The 16,557-nt window shown below is 34.4% G+C and carries 17 protein-coding genes and 1 pseudogene; 4 read left to right on the top strand and 14 right to left on the bottom strand.

Going from position 1 to position 16,557, the window contains the following annotated elements:
- Positions 1–54: 54 nt before the first annotated feature.
- The 7 genes and pseudogenes from AC23MB_RS02805 to lptB all read right to left on the bottom strand — a co-directional run.
- Complete coding sequence (locus AC23MB_RS02805) at positions 55–618, bottom strand: YeeE/YedE family protein (RefSeq protein WP_312322525.1); 564 nt, start codon at positions 616–618, stop codon at positions 55–57.
- A gap of 106 nt (positions 619–724) precedes the next feature.
- Positions 725–1,369 (bottom strand): methyltransferase domain-containing protein, encoded by a 645-nt coding sequence (locus AC23MB_RS02800; protein ID WP_312322526.1) that lies wholly within the window; start codon positions 1,367–1,369, stop codon positions 725–727.
- Between the two features lie 70 nt (positions 1,370–1,439).
- Positions 1,440–1,760, bottom strand: coding sequence for a rhodanese-like domain-containing protein (locus tag AC23MB_RS02795; RefSeq protein WP_487786466.1), 321 nt, complete (start codon positions 1,758–1,760; stop codon positions 1,440–1,442).
- A complete protein-coding gene (locus tag AC23MB_RS02790) occupies positions 1,757–3,169 on the bottom strand; it encodes an MBL fold metallo-hydrolase (RefSeq protein ID WP_313032051.1) in 1,413 nt (470 codons plus the stop codon). Before AC23MB_RS02790 ends, AC23MB_RS02795 begins: the two co-directional genes overlap by 4 nt.
- Before the next feature lie 225 nt (positions 3,170–3,394).
- Complete coding sequence (locus AC23MB_RS02785) at positions 3,395–4,186, bottom strand: sulfite exporter TauE/SafE family protein (RefSeq protein ID WP_313032049.1); 792 nt, start codon at positions 4,184–4,186, stop codon at positions 3,395–3,397.
- Positions 4,187–4,355: 169 nt separating this feature from the next.
- Entirely contained in the window at positions 4,356–4,979 is a 624-nt protein-coding gene (locus tag AC23MB_RS02780) for a Crp/Fnr family transcriptional regulator (RefSeq protein ID WP_312322530.1), read from the bottom strand.
- A gap of 337 nt (positions 4,980–5,316) precedes the next feature.
- Positions 5,317–6,042: pseudogene (gene lptB / locus AC23MB_RS02775) on the bottom strand (LPS export ABC transporter ATP-binding protein); the annotation flags it as partial.
- Positions 6,043–6,285: 243 nt separating this feature from the next.
- Here lptB and AC23MB_RS02770 point away from each other — a divergent pair.
- Entirely contained in the window at positions 6,286–7,056 is a 771-nt protein-coding gene (locus tag AC23MB_RS02770) for a TrmH family RNA methyltransferase (RefSeq protein WP_313030235.1), read from the top strand.
- 52 nt (positions 7,057–7,108) lie between these two features.
- On the opposite strand, the gene AC23MB_RS02765 is transcribed toward AC23MB_RS02770, so the two are convergent.
- Positions 7,109–7,360 carry a hypothetical protein gene (locus tag AC23MB_RS02765; protein ID WP_079667241.1) on the bottom strand — a complete coding sequence of 84 codons (252 nt, stop codon included), beginning with the start codon at positions 7,358–7,360 and terminating at the stop codon, positions 7,109–7,111.
- Between the two features lie 182 nt (positions 7,361–7,542).
- On the opposite strand from AC23MB_RS02765, the gene AC23MB_RS02760 reads away from it, so the two are divergent.
- On the top strand, positions 7,543–8,709 hold the full coding sequence (locus AC23MB_RS02760; protein ID WP_313030231.1) for a hypothetical protein: 1,167 nt from the start codon (positions 7,543–7,545) through the stop codon (positions 8,707–8,709).
- Entirely contained in the window at positions 8,699–9,352 is a 654-nt protein-coding gene (locus tag AC23MB_RS02755) for a hypothetical protein (protein WP_313030229.1), read from the top strand. The genes AC23MB_RS02760 and AC23MB_RS02755 overlap by 11 nt, the downstream gene beginning before the upstream one ends.
- A gap of 44 nt (positions 9,353–9,396) precedes the next feature.
- Here AC23MB_RS02755 and AC23MB_RS02750 read toward each other — a convergent pair whose 3' ends face one another.
- The 4 genes from AC23MB_RS02750 to AC23MB_RS02735 all read right to left on the bottom strand — a co-directional run bounded on the left by AC23MB_RS02750 (position 9,397) and on the right by AC23MB_RS02735 (position 11,905).
- Positions 9,397–9,618, bottom strand: coding sequence for a hypothetical protein (locus AC23MB_RS02750; RefSeq protein ID WP_312324125.1), 222 nt, complete (start codon positions 9,616–9,618; stop codon positions 9,397–9,399).
- Positions 9,619–9,795: 177 nt separating this feature from the next.
- Positions 9,796–10,368, bottom strand: coding sequence for a 5-formyltetrahydrofolate cyclo-ligase (locus AC23MB_RS02745; RefSeq protein WP_487786465.1), 573 nt, complete (start codon positions 10,366–10,368; stop codon positions 9,796–9,798).
- Complete coding sequence (locus AC23MB_RS02740) at positions 10,368–10,598, bottom strand: ferredoxin (protein ID WP_313215525.1); 231 nt, start codon at positions 10,596–10,598, stop codon at positions 10,368–10,370. Before AC23MB_RS02740 ends, AC23MB_RS02745 begins: the two co-directional genes overlap by 1 nt.
- Before the next feature lie 11 nt (positions 10,599–10,609).
- Positions 10,610–11,905 carry a peptidase U32 family protein gene (locus AC23MB_RS02735; protein WP_487786464.1) on the bottom strand — a complete coding sequence of 432 codons (1,296 nt, stop codon included), beginning with the start codon at positions 11,903–11,905 and terminating at the stop codon, positions 10,610–10,612.
- 347 nt (positions 11,906–12,252) lie between these two features.
- Between AC23MB_RS02735 and AC23MB_RS02730 the strand changes: the two genes are divergently transcribed.
- A complete protein-coding gene (locus AC23MB_RS02730) occupies positions 12,253–13,776 on the top strand; it encodes a trypsin-like peptidase domain-containing protein (RefSeq protein WP_313030215.1) in 1,524 nt (507 codons plus the stop codon).
- Between the two features lie 55 nt (positions 13,777–13,831).
- On the opposite strand, the gene AC23MB_RS02725 is transcribed toward AC23MB_RS02730, so the two are convergent.
- On the bottom strand, positions 13,832–14,725 hold the full coding sequence (locus AC23MB_RS02725) for a DUF72 domain-containing protein (protein ID WP_312323762.1): 894 nt from the start codon (positions 14,723–14,725) through the stop codon (positions 13,832–13,834).
- Positions 14,726–14,856: 131 nt separating this feature from the next.
- Positions 14,857–16,512: a ribonucleoside-diphosphate reductase subunit alpha gene (locus AC23MB_RS02720; protein ID WP_312323763.1), complete on the bottom strand. Its 1,656-nt coding sequence runs from the start codon at positions 16,510–16,512 to the stop codon at positions 14,857–14,859.
- Positions 16,513–16,557: the final 45 nt, after the last annotated feature.

The raw sequence follows: 16,557 nt of genomic DNA, 5'->3' as shown, positions 1-16,557 counted from the left end.
GTTTTGAGTTTTAAATTTAAGATTTAACGTTCTTAAATCTTTCTTCTAGGCTCTTTACAATGATAAAATCCACGGCATTACAAAATTAGCAACGATGAATCCACCCAACATAAAACAAATGGTTGCAACCAACGATGGCCATTGCAAATTTGACAATCCCATGATGGAATGTCCACTCGTACAACCGCCCGCGTAACGCGTTCCGAAGCCTACTAAAAACCCACCAACGACGAATAAAAAGAAACCTTTTAATGAAAATAAAGTTTCCCAATTCATAAAATCGGATGGAATTAAACTTGAAAAATCTGTAATTCCGTAAGCTGCTAATTCTGTTTTTAGATTCGGATTTACATCGACTGGTTGCCCATTAGAAAGGAAATTAAAAGCGATAAAACCGCCAATTAAAATTCCGAAAACAAAAACTAAATTCCAGATTTCGCTTTTCCAGTTGTATTTAAAAAACGGAATATTCGATGGTGCGCAAGACGCACAAATATGTCTTAACGACGACGAAATTCCAAAAGTTTTGTTACCCAAAATAAGCAACATTGGGACTGTAAGTCCGATCAAAGGTCCCGCAACGTACCATGGCCACGGATTTTTTATAAGTTCTAACATTTTTTTTTAGATTTTAGATGCTAGAACCAAGAATCAAGATTTGAGATATTTTTTCATATCACTTCTTGGCTCTTGGCTCTTGATTCTTGATTCTTGATTCTTGATTCTATTTTTTAATAACTTCTAGCTCAACAAAGACTTCGCTGCCTTTTCTTGGTGGAATTGAATTATAACATTCTTCCATTTTTTTGATTTCGTAATAAGGTTCAAAAATGGGTTTGTATTCGCACGGACAACCACCAAACGGAGGACCTTGATGTTCGAAAACCGCATCAAACATAACACCTACAATTTTACCATTTGGGTTTAAAAGTTCAGCGGATTTTTTTGCATAATTTGGTCGCATTGAGGGCGGAATTGCACAGAAAAAAGTCTGTTCCAACATCAAATCATATTCGCCTTTATGCTCAAAAAAGTCACCTAAAATCACTTTTATTTGAGGATCATTTCTGAATTTACTTTGCAAAATTTCGACAGCTTTTGGCGCAATATCGATGAGTGCAATGTTTTGAAAACCGTTCTTTAAAAGATATTCGGCTTCGTAAGCATTTCCGCAACCAGGAATTAAAATCGAGATATTTTTATCCTTAATTTCGTCTATGTAGTCGGTGATTGCAGGTGATGCATAGCCAACATCCCAAGCCGTTTCTTGATTTTCCCAGCGGGTGTCCCAATATTTTTCGTCTAAAGGAAGGTCGCATTGCGTAACGCAACATTTTAGGTCTTGATTTTTATTTTCTTCTGTATTCATTTTTCTAGTTTAAAATGTGTCGCAAGGACGGAATTTATTTCAAATTTAAAGTCAACGAATATTTCAAAAATCAGTTCGTCGTTAATTTTTTCATGTTTTGTAAAGAACCTCCATTAAAAACATTCTCAAATCCAGCTTGTTTTAAAATGGATTGCGCTTGTTTGCTACGCATTCCACTTCTGCAAAAAACCACAATATTTCTTTTATTTTTCAACTTGTTTATTTGATTTGAAATTTCATTTAACGGAATATTCACCGCATTTTTTATACTTCCCGAAGCAAATTCTCCTTTGGAACGAACATCAATTAAAGTTGCTCCATTATTGATAGCTTCCGTCAGCTTTTCTGAATCTTCGGAACCAAAAATCTTTTTTAGAAAATCAATAATCATAATTGCATTTTTTTAGATGGACAAACAAAATCAGTTTTTGGAATTTCCGTTTTTGAAATGGCATTAAAACCGCCTTCAACTTCCGAAAAATTACGATAACCACGCGCTTGAAGAATACTTGCAGCCATCATACTTCTGTAACCTCCCGCACAATGAATGTAAAAAGGCTCGCCAGAATCTACATCATTTATCCAATCATTAATATACGCCAAAGGTCTGCTGTAAGCATTTTGCACGTGTTCTGCTTCGAACTCGCTTTCTTTACGAACGTCTAATATTTTAATATCTTCATAATATTCTGAACTAAATTGTTCGGCAGAAATTCTGTTCACGGTATCGATTTCTTTTCCTGAATTTTTCCAAGTTTCAAAACCATTTTCAAGATGGCCTAAAATATGATCAAAACCCACACGACTCAATCTGGTAACAGCTTCTTCTTCATTTCCTTTATCGGTTACTAACAAAATCGGTTGTCGAACATCTCTCACCAAAGCACCAACCCAAGGCGCAAAATCACCATTCAGACCAATATTTATCGACTGCGGAATAAATCCTTTTGCAAAATCTGCCGCCGAACGAGTGTCCAAAATCAAAGCTTCTGAACTCTCTGCAATGTCTTCAAATTCTTCGGCTGACAAAGCTTTTAAACCATTATTTAAAACTTCGTCAAAATTTTCGTAACCTTTTTTGTTCATCGCAACATTCATCCCAAAATAAGCTGGCGGAGGCAACAAACCTTCGGTAACTGCTTTAATGAAAGCTTCTTTGTTAGGTTGATTTAACGCATAATTAGTCTTTTTTTGATTTCCTAAAGTGTCAACCGTTTCTTTTTGCATATTCTTACCACAAGCGGAACCCGCACCATGAGCTGGATACACCGTAATATCATCCGACAAAGGCATAATTTTGTTTTGCAAAGAATCATAAAGCAAACCTGCCAAATCTTCCTGCGACATATTTGCGGCTTTTTGAGCTAAATCTGGGCGACCAACATCACCCAAAAACAAAGTATCTCCCGAGAAAATAGCGGTTTCTTTTCCGTTTTCATCAATTAAAAGATAAGTGCTGCTTTCCATGGTGTGACCAGGCGTGTGAAGAACTTTAATCTTGATATTTCCGATCTCGAAAACTTGTCCGTCTTCAGCAATAATTGCTTCAAAAACTGGATTTGCTGTTGGTCCGTACACAATTTTCGCTTCTGTTTTTTGACTTAAGTCAACGTGACCGCTAACGAAATCCGCATGAAAATGCGTTTCGAAAATGTACTTTAAAGTCACATTATCTTTTTGCAATCTTTCGATATAAGGTTGGGTTTCACGAAGTGGGTCAATAATCGCAGCTTCGCCGTTGGAAACTATATAATAAGCGCCCTGCGCTAAACATCCTGTATAAATTTGTTCTATTTTCATATTCTTTAATTTAGTTGTACAAAGTTCTTACTATTTAAAATCTTACACCGCTACTTTTGTTACATAGGAAGGTTTTGGTTGTTGGTTATTGGTTATTAGTTGTTAGTTGATGGTTGTCAGTTGTCAGTTGTCGATTTTGGGTTCTTGATTCTTGTCTCTTGCCTCTTAATCAAAACTGATTCATAATTCATAATTCATAATTCATAATTCATAATTCATAATTCATTACAAAAACATTTCCTTTATAATTACAAAAATTCCCATTATCAAAACAAACCATCCGAAAGCGGGTTTTAGTTTTTTACCATCAATATTTTTTGATAAACGAGCACCAATTATAATTCCGAGAATTGCTAATCCAGAAATGATCATTAAAAATGTCCAATTAATTTCGTCGAAATGCTCATAAGAGGCTAAAAATCCGAATGCAGAATTAATTGCAATAATTAATAAAGAAGTTCCAATTGCTTTTTTCATGGGTGTTTTTAATAATCCAACCAAAGCTGGAATAATTAAAAACCCGCCTCCAGCTCCTACAAATCCAGTAATTACACCAACCATTAATCCTTCAAAAATCACTAATGGATAATTGTATTTTTGATTAGTTGGCAAAATTTCATGCTTATCTTTTTTTATCATTTTAAAGGATGCCACCAACATTAAAACTGCAAAAACCAACATCAGGAACATGCTTTTCGAAACGTGAAAATCTCCAATTTGGAATAATGTATTTGGAATTTGAGGAAGAATGAAATGTCTTGACAAGTAAACACCAACAATAGACGGCAAACCGAAAGTGATTACGGTTTTTAAATCGATTAAATTATTTTTAAAATAACTGGTTGAGCCCACCAAACTTGTTGCACCAACCACAAAAAGCGAATATGTTGTTGCTAAAACGGCATCCACTTGGAATAAATACACCAAAACCGGAACGGTTAAAATACTTCCGCCACCGCCAATTAATCCGAGTGAAATTCCTATTAAAATTGATGCTAAAAATCCTGCTATCTCCATTTCCTATCTTATGATGATGCAAAATTGGGATAATCGAAGAAGTTGTACAGCTACTTTTGTTACAGAGCCCTTAGCTATTTAACATTAAATGATTGAAAAGATTGAAAAGATTGAAAGATTAAAATTTTACATACATCACAACTAACTTCTAATTTCTAACCTCTAATTTTTAAAGTAAAGTAATTTTGTTACGACCAAGTTGAACTTCGCCGTTTTCTTCAAGTTGTTTTAGAAGTCGGGAAACCACGACACGAGCGGTTCCTAGTTCATTGGCGAGTTGTTCGTGGGTAACATTTAACGTGTTGGATTGCGTGAGTTCAGCTTTTTTTTCGAGAAGGTTTAGTAAACGTTCATCTACTTTTTTAAAAGCAATTTCGTTGATGATGCCCAACAATTCTTCAAATCTTTTATGATACAATTTGAAAATATAATCGAGCCACTCAGGATGTTCTTTTATAAACTCCGAAACCTTGGTAACAGGAAGGAAAAGAATCTCCGCGTCTTCCTCGATTTCGGCTTTCACTTTGCTGGTTTCGTTGTGCATTCCGCCCAAAAAAGACATGATACAAGATTCGCCAGCTTTTATGTAATACAAAAGAATTTCGCGGCCGTCTTCCTCCGTACGAACGACCTTCATTGCGCCTTTTGTAACAATAGGAATCGCTCGAATGCTAGAATTTTCGTCCACAATTACATCTCCAGCTTGATATTCTTTGCTAACGCTGTATTTATAAAGCTTTTCAAGAAGTTTTGGCGTGGATTGAAACTCTTGTTTTAATTCTGGACTATCCATTTTATTGTTGACTATCGAAAGTTGTAAGGTATTTTAATCTTGTGTTAGAAAGCTGTTCTGCGTTTCGGGCAACTTCTTCATAACTTTGATTGGACTTCAATTCAGTTTTTTGAAGAACGAAAGAATTATGTGCGTTTTTATCAACAACATCTGAGAAAATAAATTCAATTTCGGAATTTGCTAAAGATGCAAAGCTAATATCTTCGAAACCATAAAGCAATTTTAAATCTTTGGTTGCAGGATAAAACTCATCTACATAAGCTTGGAATTCATTTTTTGAATCGAAATCTCCAGCCCAAATATTATAAACATAATGCTTTTTCGTTGATTTATTTAGAATATCTTGATACACGAAGTTTTCACCCAAATAAGCTTCTCGAACTTGTGGGTCGTTCGCCAAATCCTCCGGAAGACCTTCTTTCAGGATTCTTCCTTCAAACATAATGTAAGTTTTATGTGTAATCGCTAAAGTCTGTTGAACATTGTGGTCGGTAATTAAAATCCCGATGTTTTTGTCCACCAAACTGCGGACAATCTTCTGAATATCTTCAACCGCAATCGGGTCAACTCCCGCAAATGGTTCATCGAGAAGAATAAAGTTGGGACTTGTCGCCAAACATCTTGCAATTTCGGTTCTACGACGCTCTCCACCAGAAAGTAAGTCACCACGGTTTTTGCGAACGTGATGAAGCGAAAATTCTTCAATCAGTTCATCACATTTCATTTGTTGCTGCTTTTTCGAAAGATTTGTCAACTGCAAAACGCCCATCAAATTATCTTCAACAGACAATTTCCTAAAAATAGAAGCTTCTTGCGCCAAATATCCGATGCCTTTTTGGGCACGACGGTACATCGCATCGTTGGTAATTTCTTGTTTATCGAGGAAAATTTTACCAGAAGTAGGCTTCACCAAACCTACAATCATGTAGAAAGAAGTGGTTTTTCCGGCTCCGTTTGGACCTAACAAACCGACAATTTCACCTTGTTGAACCTGCACAGAAACTCCTTTTACAACTTTCTTTGGTCCGTATTCTTTAATTAAATTTTCTCCTCGTAAAATCATAGCGACAAAGATAATTATTTTTTGAATCTAAATTAGTTTTAGGATTTTACTTCTTTGCAGATTTTATAGCCCCGATTGAACGGCATGTTTGAGCTCATCCCAAATAACAAGGAAAAAGCTTGGCTTTGGGATAGCGAGTAGTGAAAGCGGGATTAGCTCCTGATTATAAAATAGATGAAAACTAGGATTTGAAATTTGGAAATAGCACAAAATAATAACGTAATTTGTGGAAAAATAGCAGAAATGCAAATCATCGAAAGTTTCCAGAACGAGAAAATAAAGAAAATTAGTCGTTGGCTAAGCAAAAATAATGACCGAAAAAAAGCCGAAGTTTTTTTGGTGGAAGGTCAACAAGAAAATGAACGTGCACTAAATTTTGGCTACGAGGCTGTAGAGTTTTATGTTGCACCAGATATTTTTGTAGGCAAAACACCAACCGAAAATGTGAATTTTGTAAGTAAAGCGGTGTACGAAAAAATTGCATATCGTGGGACGACGGAAGGAATAATTGGTGTCTATAAGAATAAGGAACTGAATTTGGCTTCGCTAAAACTAAAAGAAAACTCTACAATTATCATTTTGGAAAGCATTGAAAAGCCGGGAAATCTGGGCGCAATCTTGAGAAGTTGCGAGGCTTTTAGTATTGATGCTTTGATTGTGACCGATCCAAAAGTTGATTTTTATAACCCGAATGTTATCAGAAGTAGCGTTGGTTGTCTTTTTGGAATGAACTTTTGTGCGGTAAGTAATGAAGACGCTTTCGACTTTTTGAAAAGAAATGCTTTTGAAATCTACACGACTTTTATGTCTGACGATGCGCAACCGCTAGACTCGCGTAATCTAAAACAAAAAAGTGCTGTACTTTTTGGGACTGAACATTCTGGACTTAGTGATTTTTGGAAGGAAAAAGGAAAAAACACACTGATACCGATGGCTGGAAGTATTGACTCTTTGAACTTGAGTAATGCTGTTGCGATAACTTGTTATGAAGCACTTCGTCAAAAAATGAAATAAAAAAAACCGTTTCGAAATCGAAACGGTTCTTTTTTTTACAAATAATTTTTAATTATTTTGTAGCTTCTTTTACTTCTTTAGCAGCATCTTTAACTTCTTTAGCAGCATCTTTAACAGTTGCAGCAGCAGAGTCAACTTTAGCAGCAGCTGAATCAACAGTAGCTGAAGCTGAATCAACAGTAGCAGCAGCAGTATCAACTACAGCAGCAGCTGAATCTGTGTTAGCAGCATCTACGTTTTCAGTTTTTTTACAAGCTACAAGAGCAACAGCAGCGATAGCAGCTACAAATAATGACTTTTTCATAATAAATTAAATTTAATTTTGTTTGTTATTTTAAATGAATTCTTTTCTGTTCTATCAATTTGAACAGGACAAAGGTATGGCAGCAAAAAAATTTGTGTTAGAAAATTAATTGTAATATCTTTGTAAAATAGTTTTACAATTAAAAGCACCTGTAAAACAGTTAATTATAAATTTTTCAACATTTGGACAATTTAGAAATTTTATACTTTGAACAGCTAAAAAAAGAGGTTCAAGCCAAGTATTTAGACAATCATACACCTTCCCACAATGATATTACTAAGTGGAAAGGCATTGACATCATATATTTTCAAGAAGACTTAAGAAAATACGCTAAAGGAAACATTAGTGAAAAGTCTTTTTACACTTATTTCAAAACCTCGCCAGTAAGCAAATTGCCAAGAATTGACATGCTTAATTTATTATCAAATTATGCAGGTTACGAATCCTGGTTTAATTATAAAAAGCTGAAGCCAATTACTTTACCTACAACTGAAGTAGATGAACCAGAAATAGAAATTACACCTACTGAAAAAACAGTAAAATTTGTTGAAAATTCAACAATGGATAAGCAAGCAACGATTGATGTTATTCCAAATAATCTTGAAGTTGAAAAAGTCGATAAAAATCTGCAAATTCAAGATAGAAATAATTTAGAAAAATCTACAAAAAAAGAAGTTTTACAATTAAACACTACTGAAGATCAACAAATTGAAACTTTATCTAGTATTTCGAAAAGAAATTTCTTCAAGAAAAACATTTGGTATATCATAACATCTGTATTAAGCCTTTCGATTTTATTCTTAATATTTCGCGATCAATGGTTATATAAAGATTACACATACAGCTTCATTGACTCTGATCGAAATACATTAATAAAAGATGAACTAGATGTAAAAATACTTAAAGAGAATGAATCTCCAATCCTAATAAGAATTAAACCGAACGCTCCTTTTAAATACACAACACAGAGCAAAACTTTAACTATGATTGTTTCTTCCCCTTTTTATAAAACTGATACAATCAAAAGGAACTTAGAAACAGCACCTGAAAAAGAAAACATTGAGCTAAAACCTAATGATTATGCGATTCTACTTTACTATTATTCTAGATCTATAAAAGATTTTAAAAAGAAAAGAGAACAGCTAAACCAATTAATTAGCGATGATGCACAAATAACGCAAGTCTACGACAACGAGACTTACGCTGTTGAGCGACTTGATAAACAAAAATATATTAGCCTTGTTACGTTACCAACCACTGCTTTAGAAAACCTAAATGTGATTGATACACAGATGAAAAATGGCAAAATAGTACTTATCCGTTTTAAAATTTCAACCAATGAGAATTAAAATACTATCCATATTTATAGCAATTTCTGCATGCATTAGTATTATTTCGTGTAACAAAAAGTACGAAGGCGAATCGAACATCAATGATGTTAAATACAAGAATAATCGCAATACGATTCCATCTGCAAAAATGGATAGCGCACAAGCTATAAACATTATAACTAAGCAGAAAATCCAAGACCTACTGGATCTTTCAACGCTTTATATTTCTGGAAATAAGGATACTGAAATTGACTCTGTAATCTATGCACAAATGCAAAGCTATTTTTTAAAAACGGATTCTACTCAACTAAAACCTCTATTCAAAGATCTTGACAGCCTAAAAGTCCGCTATGCGAGTATCAATAATTTAAATATCGAAAGAAAAATTACTGAAAAAGACACTTTTGATGTTGCTAAATTTAGTGTTGAATATTATAATAGCAAAAAAGCTTTTATTGGAAGTTATGATAGAAATGCCGAATATGTTTTGAAATCTGTCCCAGCTAAAGACAACAATGAATTTAAGTTTTATTTTAAAAATTTTTACACCGATCTAGGTAAGAAAAAAGATTCGACATCGGCGCAAACTGAAAGCAACCAGGATAAATCAAAAGAACAAAAAACATTGATTAAAGCAGAAAAACCTATCAAAAAGAAATAAAAAAAGCCTCCAAATGGAGGCTTAATTTTTAAATCTTATTAAGATTATTTTTTAACTGCATCGACAGCTTCTTTAACTTCTGCTTTTGCAGAATCTACTTTAGCAGTCGCAGAGTCAACTTTAGCTACTGCCGTATCAACCTCTTTAGATAATGAATCTACTTGCGCTGCAGCCGAATCAACGATTTTTGTATCAACTGTTTCAGCTTTTTTACAAGACACTACCGCTAATAAAACGATCGCTAATGCTCCTAATACTTTTTTCATAATAAAATGTTTTTTAGTAATTATATATGTAAAATTTGTGTTTTGTCTTAGGTTTAAGACATTACAAATATATACCTCGAAATATTACAAATAAAATAATCGTATTGTATAGTTTTTGTAATTCAATTTACAAATTTACCATACTATAAATCAACAAATTAACCAGAGCAATGGTTACTAAAATACAAAAATTTGATTAGGGATTATTAAAAAATCCAACCTAATATCCGAAGACAAAACATCTGAAATTAAAAAATCTGGTCTATAAAAACTTAATCCCACTTTAGTATTAACAATATTTTCACTAAAGAAGCGATCATAAAAGCCTTTACCATATCCTACTCTATTACCTTTTGCATCACAATACAACAACGGGGTCAAGCAAAAATCAAATTCCTTGATAGTGTTACTAACACTATTTTTGGGTTCTTTAATATTCCATTTGCTAATAGAAAACTCGGTGTCGGGCGTTACTTCGATAGAAATTAAATCATCAGCAACAATTTTCGGAACAAAAATTTGAATGTTATTTTTAAAACAATAATCAAAGAAAAACTTTGTATTAACTTCGTTCTTAGACGTTATTGGCACAAAACAATGAAGTTTCGAATTCGGTTTTAGGCTAAATTCTTTTAAAAACATTTCAAAAATCTGCTCAGAAAACAGAAAAACCTCGTCTTGGGACAAGGTCATTCTTTTATCTAAATATTTTTTTCTTAAAACTTCTTTTGTCTCAAAAATTGCTTCCATTATATCTCTTTAACCGAAATAATATTAACCGGACAAGCTTTTGCAGCTTTATCACACGACTCAAAAGCATCAGGAAATGGTGTTTTAATGGTAAAAAAACCTTTCTTTTCTACTGATTTTAGTAATACAGATTTACCATCTTTTTTAGACATTCTAAAAAATTCTGGTGCAAATTCCGCACAATAATTACAACCAATACATTTGTCTCTTTGCAATGTAACAATAACCATCAATCCTATTATTAATGAGAATAAGCGCCTTCTTCTACATTGTTTTGTTGCGTTCCGGGCTCTTCAACCTTTACAACTTTATAAAGTTTGTCCGATGGACGCACACGGAAATCCGTTTTGAAAGTAATAACATCAGCCTTTGTTGCCTTTGTAGCACCTTCTTTACCATCAACCATCAGACCTTTAATCACCATTTCTTGCGAACCAGTTGTCGGACCTTGAATTAAAACTGTATCTCCTTCCGCCAAATCATAAGCCTCGATTAAGAATTCAGCAATCTCCGATTTTGGATAGAAATGACGACCTTTTCCGATATAAACTTTCTTCTGTGTTGCACTAGATCCAGAATTATCAGACCATTCTCCCAGTTCTTGACCAAGATAATAGCCAGCCCAGAAACCTCTGTTATACACAGTTTCTAGACGCTCCATCCAGCCATTAACCTTTTCTTGAGAGAAAGTCCCATCTGCGATACTGTCAATAGCTTCACGGTAACATTTTGTCACCATAGCCACATATTCTGGGGCACGACCACGACCTTCAATTTTTAAAACTTTAACACCGGCATCCTCAATTTGATCTAAGAAACCAATTGTACAAAGATCTTTTGGCGACATCATATATTCGTTATCCAGTTCGATTTCGAAACCAGTTTCTTGATCGATAACTGTATATTTTTTACGACAGTTTTGCTTACACGCGCCTCTATTAGCTGAAGAATTGTGAGAGTGAAGACTCAAATAACATTTACCCGAAACCGCCATACAAAGCGCACCATGACCAAAAATTTCAACTTCTACTAAATTACCAGAAGGACCTTTAACTTGTTCTTTTTCGATTTGTGTCGCAATTTTTTTGATTTGAGAAATACTCAACTCGCGACTCATTACCATTGTATCAGCAAAAAGTGCATAGAATTTAACCGTTTCGATATTGGTAATATTAATCTGGGTAGAGATATGAATTTCCATACCGATTTGTCTTGCATACGCAATAACCGCTTGATCCATCGCAATAACCGCTGTAAGATTAGCAGCTTTCGCTTTATCCAAAAGGGTTTTTATAATCGATAAATCATGGTCATATATAATCGTGTTAAGCGTCAAATACGTTCTTACACCCTTCTCTTCACAACGTCTTGCAATCTCAGGAAGATCGTCAAGTGTAAAGTTCATGGTAGCACGGGCACGCATATTAAGCTGCTCTACACCAAAGTAAACAGAATCTGCACCATTGTCAATCGCCGCTTGTAACGAAGTAAAATCTCCTGCGGGAGACATTAGTTCTATTCTTCCTGTCTTTGTCATTTTATTATTACTAAATTTTTTGCAAAGGTAATTAATTTATTCTTGTTTAAAATTAAAGGCAATTGATAGTTTTATTAACCTAAAATTATATCCTCTATGAGAAGTTTTGTCAGCATTCAAAAAAAATCATTGACAAATTTTCACATTTAGTAAAAATAAAAAGTATATTTCAAATCTTAAAAAGCCTTTAAAACCACTAAAAAACTCTTAAAATCGAGAAATATTTATTAATTTATATTTAATAATGGTTAAACTTAGTTAAATCTGTAACACTAAGTTTTTAGTTTATACATATTTAGCATTAAATTTGTTTAAATATTAAAATCAAAAACTAAAGGAAATATAAAATGAAGAATACATTAAAAAAACTAATGCCGTTAGCTGTAGTTGGGGTTTTATCAGGCGCAACTACTTTTGGAGCTATTAAATATTTTGATCCACATAATTCTGGTGAGGATTTTTCTTACTTTACAAAATCTAGTAACAATGCAAGCTTTGCTGGTCTTAATACTAGCGCAGTCGGAGATGACTTTGTAAAAGCTTCTAAGATGACTGTCCCTGCAGTTGTTACTATAAAAAATTATTCTAATAGATCTGCGCAAAGAGCGCCAGATAGCGATTTGTTTGATTTCTTCTTCGGGAATCCATTTGGAGGAGGAAGACAGCAACCGCAGCAACGTCAGCAACCACCTAAAAATATGCCTTCTGGTTTAGGTTCTGGTGTAATTATCTCTCCTGATGGTTACATCATTTCTAACAACCATGTAGTAGCAGGTGCTAGTAAACTAGAAGTTGTACTCAGTAATAAAAAGACTTACATTGCTAATCTAGTTGGTACCGATCCAAATACAGATATCGCACTTTTAAAAATTGAAGAAAAGGGTCTTCCTTATCTTAATTTCGCAAACTCAGACGCGGTTGAAGTTGGACAATGGGTTTTGGCAGTTGGTAACCCGTTAGGACTTAATTCTACAGTTACAGCGGGTATTATCTCCGCTAAAGGAAGAAGCATCGATCTGTTAAGTCAACAATCTAGAACGCCAATTGAAAGCTTTATCCAAACGGATGCAGCAATTAATCCGGGTAACAGTGGTGGTGCTTTGGTTAATGTGAGTGGTGACCTTATTGGTATTAACACAGCAATCTCGTCAAATACTGGATATTATGAAGGTTATGGTTTTGCAGTTCCTTCTAACTTAGCAAGAAAAATTGTTGAAGACATTAAGAAGTTTGGTTTGGTACAAAGAGGTTTCTTAGGTGTTGGTACACTTGATTTATCAAACGACAACCAAGTGATGGCTTACAACCAAGAGAAAAAAGCCAATTTAAAAACTGGAAATGGCGTCTATGTACGAGAAGTTAGCGATAATAGTGGCGCTGGTGATGCAGGTATAAGAATTGGAGATGTTATTACGAAAATCGATAACACAGACATCAATAGCTACGCAGATTTATCTTTCGTGATTGGTAGCAAAAGACCTGGTGACAAAGTTTTGGTGACTTATACCAGAAACGGAAAGACCAATACCGCTAACGTAACGCTTAAAGACCAAAAAGGTAATACCTCTGCAAGAAGTAAAGCTGATTTAACGGTTACTGAAAAAATCGGTAGTGAGTTCGAGCCATTAAGTGATAGAATTAAAACAAACTATGGACTTAACAGTGGCGTAATTGCTAGAAATGTAACCGAAGGTGGCGAAATGGACAAAATCGGAATCGTTGATAACTACATCATTATCGAAGTTAATGGAAAACCTGTTAACAGTCAAAAAGATGTTGAAAAAATCCTTGATGGATATTCTGGAAATGTACAAGTTAAATACGTTGACGAATACGGAAGAATGACAACTAGAGGTTTCAAAATGCCTTAATCAATAAACAAAATCCAAAAGAAAAGCAGCTCGAATAAGAGCTGCTTTTTTAGTTTTAAAACAAAGTCAATTTGGATGGATCACTTCCCATTTGTGGAATATGAATTTCTTTTCCCCAAGCTTCATTTAGTTTTTTAATAAAATGTGCGGACAAAAGTGGCGATGCTTTTTCTATATTTTGATGAACGAAGAAATACAAGTTTTCTAAACCTTCTTTCTTCCACGTTGTCAATCGCTCCAACCAATCGTCCAATCTTTGATAATCGTTCTCAGCATTAGCACCAACATATCTAATAAAAGCTGTTGGCGTCGTCAATCGCATGTGTAACATATCACGACGTCCAGCAGTATCAACAATAATATTGCTAACATTATTATCTTCAAACAATTTGCATGTTTTATCAAAAATCTCTTCATCTACAAACCATTCGGTGTTGCGAAGTTCGACTGCTAATGGCACTTCTTTAGGCCAATTTTGGACAAACTTTTCTAAACGTTCATAATCTTTAGGTTTAAAATTATCGTGTAACTGTAAAAAAACCATTCCTAATTTATCTCCGAAATTAAGAACCGAAGTTGCAAATTGTGTCACAACATCATCAATATTCAATAATCTTCGAAAATGCGAAACTGTATTTGTGATTTTTGGGAAAAATTTAAAATCATCGGGCGTTTTATCTTTCCAAGTTAAAACCTGATCAGGAGAAGGCATTCCGTAAAACGTTGCATTCAACTCAATGGAATTAAATTGCGTCGCATAATAACTTAATTCATCTTTTGTACCTTTTGGATAAAAGCCTTTAAGGTCAGTTTTATTCCATTTTGCACAACCGATTGATATGTCTTGCAAACCTTTTTTATTTAGTTTTAAAATAGTCTTAGTATGCGAATTATCTTGAGGTAGCCTAAAATCTATTTTTGAAGGATCTTCAACTTGTCCGAATTTCATTGTGATTAAATTTTAAATTCAAAGTTTAAAGTTAGAAAAAAACTGACATCTTTTGTAAATGTTTACTTCAAAAAAAGACCGCAGAAAATCTACGGTCTTTTTAAGTATCAATTAATTATAATGTCATTTTGTTATGCTTCGCAAGAAGAACAACTTACAAAGTTCACCATCAATTCTTTTGACACCGACGAACTTCTTTGGTAATATAGGGTTTTTACGCCTTTTTTCCAAGCTTCAATCATCACATAGTTAACATCCTTAACCGGCATTGTAGACGGAATCTGTAAGTTAAGTGACTGTGCTTGGTCGATATATTGTTGTCTTTGAGCGGCTTGTGATACAATTTCCATTGGAGAAATTTCTCTAAATGTTTTGAAAACTGCTTTTTCATCATCTGTCAAACCATCAAGATGTTGTACCGAACCGTGATTAAGCATCACATTTCTCCACGTCTCTTCGTTATCAAGACCTTTTTCTTGTAGCAATTTAGCAAGGTATTTATTTTTACGCATAAAGTTTCCTTTTGCTAAACCTGCTTTGTAATAGTTAGAAGCGAAAGGCTCAATTCCTGGAGATGTTTGCCCTAAAATAGCAGAACTAGAAGTTGTCGGCGCAATCGCCATCAGAGTTGTGTTACGAAGTCCGTAACCTTTTAACATTTCTGGTTCACCATAGATGTTAGCCAACTCTTTAGAAGCTTGCTCAGCTTGCTCTTTAATATGTCTGAAAGCTCTCGCGTTAAATTGTGTCGCTTCGAAACTTTCAAATGGAATCATATTCTTTTGTAAATAAGAATGGTAACCCAAAACTCCCAAACCTAAAGCTCTGTGACGCATTGCGAAATTACGCGCTGATGTCAAATAATAGTTACCTTCAGTTTTTTCAATAAACTCTGACAATACAGCGTCTAGAAAATAAATCGCCAATTTAACAGCGTTGGTATCTTTCCACTCGTCGAACAACTCAAGATTCATTGAAGATAAACAGCAAATAAACGACTCGTTGGTTGTCGATGGCAACATAATCTCCGAACAAAGATTACTTGCATTAACCATTAATCCAGCGTCTTTATAGACTTGAGGTTTATTTCTGTTAACATTATCTGTAAAGAAAATATATGGCAAACCTTTTTGCTGGCGGCTTTCTAGCACGCGCGCCCAGATTTTACGTTTTTCCATATCACCATCTACCATATCTTGCATCCAATAATCTGGAACGCAAACACCTGTAAACAAGTTTTGGATAGGACTTCCGATATCTTTAATTGATAAAAACTCTTCAATATCGCCGTGGTCAATGTCTAGATAAGCTGCAAAAGCACCACGTCTAACACCACCTTGTGATACAACATCCATCGCAGTGTCAAACAGTTTCATAAACGAAACCGCACCCGAAGATTTTCCGTTGTCTGTAACAGCAGTACCACGATTACGCAATTCTCCAAAATATCCCGATGTACCACCACCGATTTTAGTTTGCATAATTACTTCACCCATTTTGTGTGTGATTCCTTCGATACTATCTGGAATATGAACATTAAAACACGAAATCGGCAATCCTCTTTGTGTTCCCATATTTGCCCAAACTGGCGATGAAAAACTGATCCACCCTTTTACAATCATCTCTTTGAAAGCTGGTTGCAATTCTGGTTTGAAAAGTCTTTTTGCCGCAGCAGTTGTAATACGATCAATTGCGCCATCTACAGTTTCACCTTTTAGAAGATAACCTCTGTTAAGCATTTGCTCGGACTCTTCGTTGAGCCACCAGATATCGATATTTTCGTCCATCATAATTTTATGTAAAACTCTCTTTACTTTGTATAAATTAAAAAA

It is taken from the genome of Soonwooa sp. T0.1_25 (assembly GCF_057652215.1).
The sequence above is the reverse complement of the archived record's forward strand: the minus strand, read 5'-3'. Positions and strand labels throughout refer to the sequence as shown.

Coding starts and splice junctions, on each gene's coding strand:
- AC23MB_RS02805 (WP_312322525.1), bottom strand. CDS start 618: ATGTTAGAACTTATAAAAAATCCGTGGCCATGGTACGTTGCGGGACCT.
- AC23MB_RS02800 (WP_312322526.1), bottom strand. CDS start 1,369: ATGAATACAGAAGAAAATAAAAATCAAGACCTAAAATGTTGCGTTACG.
- AC23MB_RS02795 (WP_487786466.1), bottom strand. CDS start 1,760: ATGATTATTGATTTTCTAAAAAAGATTTTTGGTTCCGAAGATTCAGAA.
- AC23MB_RS02790 (WP_313032051.1), bottom strand. CDS start 3,169: ATGAAAATAGAACAAATTTATACAGGATGTTTAGCGCAGGGCGCTTAT.
- AC23MB_RS02785 (WP_313032049.1), bottom strand. CDS start 4,186: ATGGAGATAGCAGGATTTTTAGCATCAATTTTAATAGGAATTTCACTC.
- AC23MB_RS02780 (WP_312322530.1), bottom strand. CDS start 4,979: ATGGATAGTCCAGAATTAAAACAAGAGTTTCAATCCACGCCAAAACTT.
- AC23MB_RS02770 (WP_313030235.1), top strand. CDS start 6,286: ATGCAAATCATCGAAAGTTTCCAGAACGAGAAAATAAAGAAAATTAGT.
- AC23MB_RS02765 (WP_079667241.1), bottom strand. CDS start 7,360: ATGAAAAAGTCATTATTTGTAGCTGCTATCGCTGCTGTTGCTCTTGTA.
- AC23MB_RS02755 (WP_313030229.1), top strand. CDS start 8,699: ATGAGAATTAAAATACTATCCATATTTATAGCAATTTCTGCATGCATT.
- AC23MB_RS02750 (WP_312324125.1), bottom strand. CDS start 9,618: ATGAAAAAAGTATTAGGAGCATTAGCGATCGTTTTATTAGCGGTAGTG.
- AC23MB_RS02745 (WP_487786465.1), bottom strand. CDS start 10,368: ATGGAAGCAATTTTTGAGACAAAAGAAGTTTTAAGAAAAAAATATTTA.
- AC23MB_RS02740 (WP_313215525.1), bottom strand. CDS start 10,598: ATGGTTATTGTTACATTGCAAAGAGACAAATGTATTGGTTGTAATTAT.
- AC23MB_RS02735 (WP_487786464.1), bottom strand. CDS start 11,905: ATGACAAAGACAGGAAGAATAGAACTAATGTCTCCCGCAGGAGATTTT.
- AC23MB_RS02730 (WP_313030215.1), top strand. CDS start 12,253: ATGAAGAATACATTAAAAAAACTAATGCCGTTAGCTGTAGTTGGGGTT.
- AC23MB_RS02725 (WP_312323762.1), bottom strand. CDS start 14,725: ATGAAATTCGGACAAGTTGAAGATCCTTCAAAAATAGATTTTAGGCTA.
- AC23MB_RS02720 (WP_312323763.1), bottom strand. CDS start 16,512: ATGGACGAAAATATCGATATCTGGTGGCTCAACGAAGAGTCCGAGCAA.